Origin of the sequence: Segeticoccus rhizosphaerae (genome assembly GCF_009192725.1) — a bacterium.
Classification (GTDB): domain Bacteria; phylum Actinomycetota; class Actinomycetes; order Actinomycetales; family Dermatophilaceae; genus Segeticoccus; species Segeticoccus rhizosphaerae.
Window position 1 is genome coordinate 1 of sequence record NZ_VOHR01000353.1, and the last position, 3638, is coordinate 3638.

At 70.8% G+C, this 3638-nt stretch carries 4 protein-coding genes; 1 reads left to right on the forward strand and 3 read right to left on the reverse strand.

Annotated elements, in window-relative coordinates:
* The 3 genes from FRW57_RS18845 to FRW57_RS18855 form a co-directional block, all read right to left on the reverse strand.
* On the reverse strand, nucleotides 1–218 hold a 218-nt coding region (locus tag FRW57_RS18845), incomplete at its 3' end, for a hypothetical protein (RefSeq protein WP_152186743.1).
* A 125-nt stretch (nucleotides 219–343) separates the two neighbouring features.
* A complete protein-coding gene (locus tag FRW57_RS18850; protein WP_152186744.1) occupies nucleotides 344–1507 on the reverse strand; it encodes a pyridoxal phosphate-dependent aminotransferase in 1164 nt (387 codons plus the stop codon).
* Nucleotides 1508–1612: 105 nt separating this feature from the next.
* Nucleotides 1613–2536, reverse strand: a complete 924-nt coding sequence (locus FRW57_RS18855) for an alpha/beta fold hydrolase (RefSeq protein WP_137121854.1) — start codon at nucleotides 2534–2536, stop codon at nucleotides 1613–1615.
* A gap of 294 nt (nucleotides 2537–2830) precedes the next feature.
* Between FRW57_RS18855 and rpsB the strand changes: the two genes are divergently transcribed.
* Nucleotides 2831–3638 (forward strand): 30S ribosomal protein S2 (gene rpsB, locus FRW57_RS18860; RefSeq protein WP_152186745.1); only part of this gene is annotated, 808 nt, incomplete at its 3' end.

Consider the following 3638-nt stretch of genomic DNA (forward strand, 5'->3'; position numbering starts at 1 on the left):
GCCGCCACCGGCTGGTGGCTCGATCCGTGACCGGCCGGCACCTGCACGTGCGCCGCGACCTTCCCGGCGCGGGAGCCCCGGGCGGCTCCGTCGAGGTCCTGCCTCGGCAGCAGCGCGGGGCAGAACCCGAGGACGACGACCGCCAGCGACGCGGCGAGGCTGCGCAGGGGCAGCGAGGCCAGGAAAGCCGCGCGGGCCGTGGACGCCGGGGAAGCCATGGCGACACGATGGCCCGGACCGGCGGGTCCCACCAGGACGGCAGCACTGCCTGTGGAGGCCGGGACGGTGCTGCCGCAGAGGTGGACCGACCGATGCCTCAGCCGACGCGCTCGGCCGGTGCCCGTCAGACGGCGAGCGTGGCGAGGCGCCGGACCGCCTCGTGCAACACGTGGTCCTGCTTGCAGAAGGCGAACCGCACCAGGGTCCGCACCGCGTCCTTGTCGTCGCAGAAAGCCGAGACGGGCACTCCGACGACGCCGCACAGCTCCGGCATCCTGCGGCAGAAGTCGACCGCGTCCGTGACGCCGAGCGGAGTGGCGTCGGCGATCACGAAGTAGGTGCCCGAGGGCCGCGTCACCTGCAGGCCACCGGCGGTCAGCCCCTCGCACAGCAGGTCGCGCTTGGCCTGCAGCGAACCGGCGAGGTCGCGGTAGAAGTCGTCCCCGAGTGTGAGGCCCGTGGCGATCGCCGGCTGGAAGGGCCCGCTGGCCACGAAGGTGAGGAACTGCTTGACCGCGCGCGCCGCGTCGACGACCTCGGCCGGCCCGTGCAGCCAACCCACCTTCCAGCCGGTGGTCGAGAACGTCTTGCCGCCGGAGGAGATGGTGATGGTGCGCTCTGCCATGCCCGGCAGGGACGCCACCGGAATGTGCTGCGCGCCGTCGAAGACGAGGTGCTCGTAGACCTCGTCGGTCACCACCCAGGCGTCGTGCTCTCGCGCCAGCTCGCACACCAGGTCGAGCTCGGCCCGGGTGAAGACCTTGCCGGTCGGGTTGTGCGGCGTGTTGAGCAGCACCAGCCGGGTCCGATCGGAGAACGCCGCCCGCAACGACGCCTCGTCGATTGCGAAGTCGGGGAACCGCAGCACCGAGGTGCGACGTTGCGCGCCCGCCAGGGCGATGGTCGCGGCATACGAGTCGTAGTAGGGCTCGAAGGTGACGACCTCGTCGCCCGGTTCACACAGGGCGAGGACGACCGCGGCGATCGCCTCGGTGGCTCCCGCGGTGACCAGGACCTCGGTGTCGGCATCGACGTCGAGGTCGTAGAACCGCTTCTGGTGCTGGGCGATCGCCTCACGCAGCTCGGGGACGCCGATGGCCGGCGGGTACTGGTTGCGCCCGGAGTTGATCGCCGCGATCGCCGCATCCAGGATCTCCCGCGGTCCGTCGGTGTCCGGGAACCCCTGCCCCAGGTTGACCGCGTTGACGCGCAGCGCGCGCTGGGTCATCTCGGCGAAGATGGTCTCGCCGAAGGGTCGCATGCGGGCGATGACTTCGGGGGTCGGCATGCCAGCAGGGTATCCACGGCTCCCCGGAGGCTGCCGAGCCCACCCGCACCGCGAGACCCGTGAGGGATCATCGTGAGGTTCGGTGCCCGTATGACGTCCCGAACCTCACGAAGATTCCCCACGAGAGAAGCCCGTCGGGGAGCGGGTGGTGAGGGTGGCGATCTCGTCCACGATGGACGGCCAGAGTGCCCTCGGCAGGTCGTGGCCCATGCCGCGGTAGAGGACGAGGCGCGCCCCGGGCACCGCACGTGCGGTGGCCCGCCCGGCGGACGGCCGGATCACCCGGTCGGCGTCGCCGTGCAGCACCAGGGTCGGCAGGTCGAGCCGGGCGAGGGCCTTGCGGCGGTCACCCGAGGCCACGAGAGCAGCCTGCTGCCGGGCGCTGGCCCGCAGGTCGTCGGGTCTGCGGGTGAAGTTGCCCCTGACCCGCTCGCGCAGCTCACCCTCGTCCGCGGGGTAGTCGGGGGAGCCGAAGACCGAGGCGAAGAAGGTCGCCTCGTCGGCCGCCTTCTCCGCGTCGGTCACCGGCGCCTTCGGGGCCTTGCGCGTCTCCCAGAGGACCCGTGGCGTCGGGATGGTGCCCAGGTGTGCCGCCGGAGTCGACATGATCGAGGTGAGCGAGCGCACCCGCTCCGGGTGGGTGATCGCCAGGGTCTGCGCGATCGTCCCTCCGAGAGAGACGCCGACGACGTGGGCGCTGTCCCACCCGAGTGCGTCCATGACGCAGACGGCGTCGTCGGCCATGTCCTCGAGGCGGTAGGGCGCCTCGCCGGGCCGGAGGAAGGCGTGGAGGACCCCCGGCGCCGGGAGCCCGTCGAGGTGGGTCGACAGACCGGCGTCGCGGTTGTCGAACCGGGTGACCTGGAAGCCGCGTGCCACGAGCAACGCGCACAGCTCCTCCGACCAGTAGGTCAGCTGCCCGCCGAGTCCGCACACGAGCAGCAGGGGCTCGCCACCGGCCGGCCCCAACGTCTCGTGGACCAGCTCGATCTCGCCGTGGTGTGCGGTCCCGGTGCGGTTGGTCTCCATGCGCTCCCTCTCCCGGCCGCCCGGTGCTGCGGTCCGGAGCGACTCTACGGGGACGGCCCACCGCCGATTTCTCGTGTGGGCCGCGTGCGCCGTATGATGAGCCCACCACAGGTCTGACCTGTGGAATTCGCGTGTCCTCCAGCCGTCAGGGTCCCGATAGGGGCCGTCAAGCGGGGCGTCACCACTCGCAGTCCCGGAGCCTTCCGGGTGGGGTGCGTCGAGGACACCAGGCACGGCGACGGCAATCCCGCCCCAGCCGTGGATAACTGGAACCAACGAAAGGCAGACCTCGGCATGGCCGTCGTCACCATGCGCCAGCTCCTCGAGAGCGGCGTCCACTTCGGGCACCAGACCCGTCGCTGGAACCCCAAGATGAAGCGCTTCATCATGACGGAGCGCAATGGCATCTACATCATCGACCTGCAGCAGTCGCTGACCTACCTCAATGACGCCTTCGAGTTCGTCAAGGAGACGGTCGCGCACGGCGGCACGATCCTGTTCGTCGGCACCAAGAAGCAGGCGCAGGAGTCCATCGCCGAGCAGGCGACGCGGGTCGGGATGCCCTACGTCAACCACCGCTGGCTCGGTGGCATGCTCACCAACTTCAACACCATCTCCGGGCGCCTGACGCGCCTGAAGGAGCTCGAGGAGGTCGACTTCGACGACGTGGCCGGGTCTGGCCGCACGAAGAAGGAGCTCCTCATGATGAAGCGCGAGAAGGTCAAGCTCGAGCGCACCCTGGGCGGCATCCGCGACATGGCCAAGGTGCCCTCGGCCGTGTGGATCGTCGACACCAAGAAGGAGCACCTCGCGGTGTTCGAGGCCCGCAAGCTCGGGCTGCCGGTCATCGCGATCCTCGACACCAACTGCGACCCCGACGAGGTCGACTACAAGATCCCCGGCAACGATGACGCGATCCGCTCCGTCACCCTGCTGACCCGGGTCGTGGCCGACGCCGTCGCCGAGGGCCTGATCGCCCGCTCGGCTGCCCGCAGCGGCGAGGGTGAGACTGCTGCCGACGAGCCGATGGCCGAGTGGGAGCGCGAGCTGCTGGCCGGCGACGCCGAGCAGGCCGCCGAGGCGCCTGCCGCCGATGCGACCG

What these genes read in the sequence shown, in the direction of transcription:
- FRW57_RS18850 (WP_152186744.1), bottom strand. Translation starts at nt 1,507, where the DNA reads ATGCCGACCCCCGAAGTCATCGCCCGCATGCGACCCTTCGGCGAGACC.
- FRW57_RS18855 (WP_137121854.1), bottom strand. Translation starts at nt 2,536, where the DNA reads ATGGAGACCAACCGCACCGGGACCGCACACCACGGCGAGATCGAGCTG.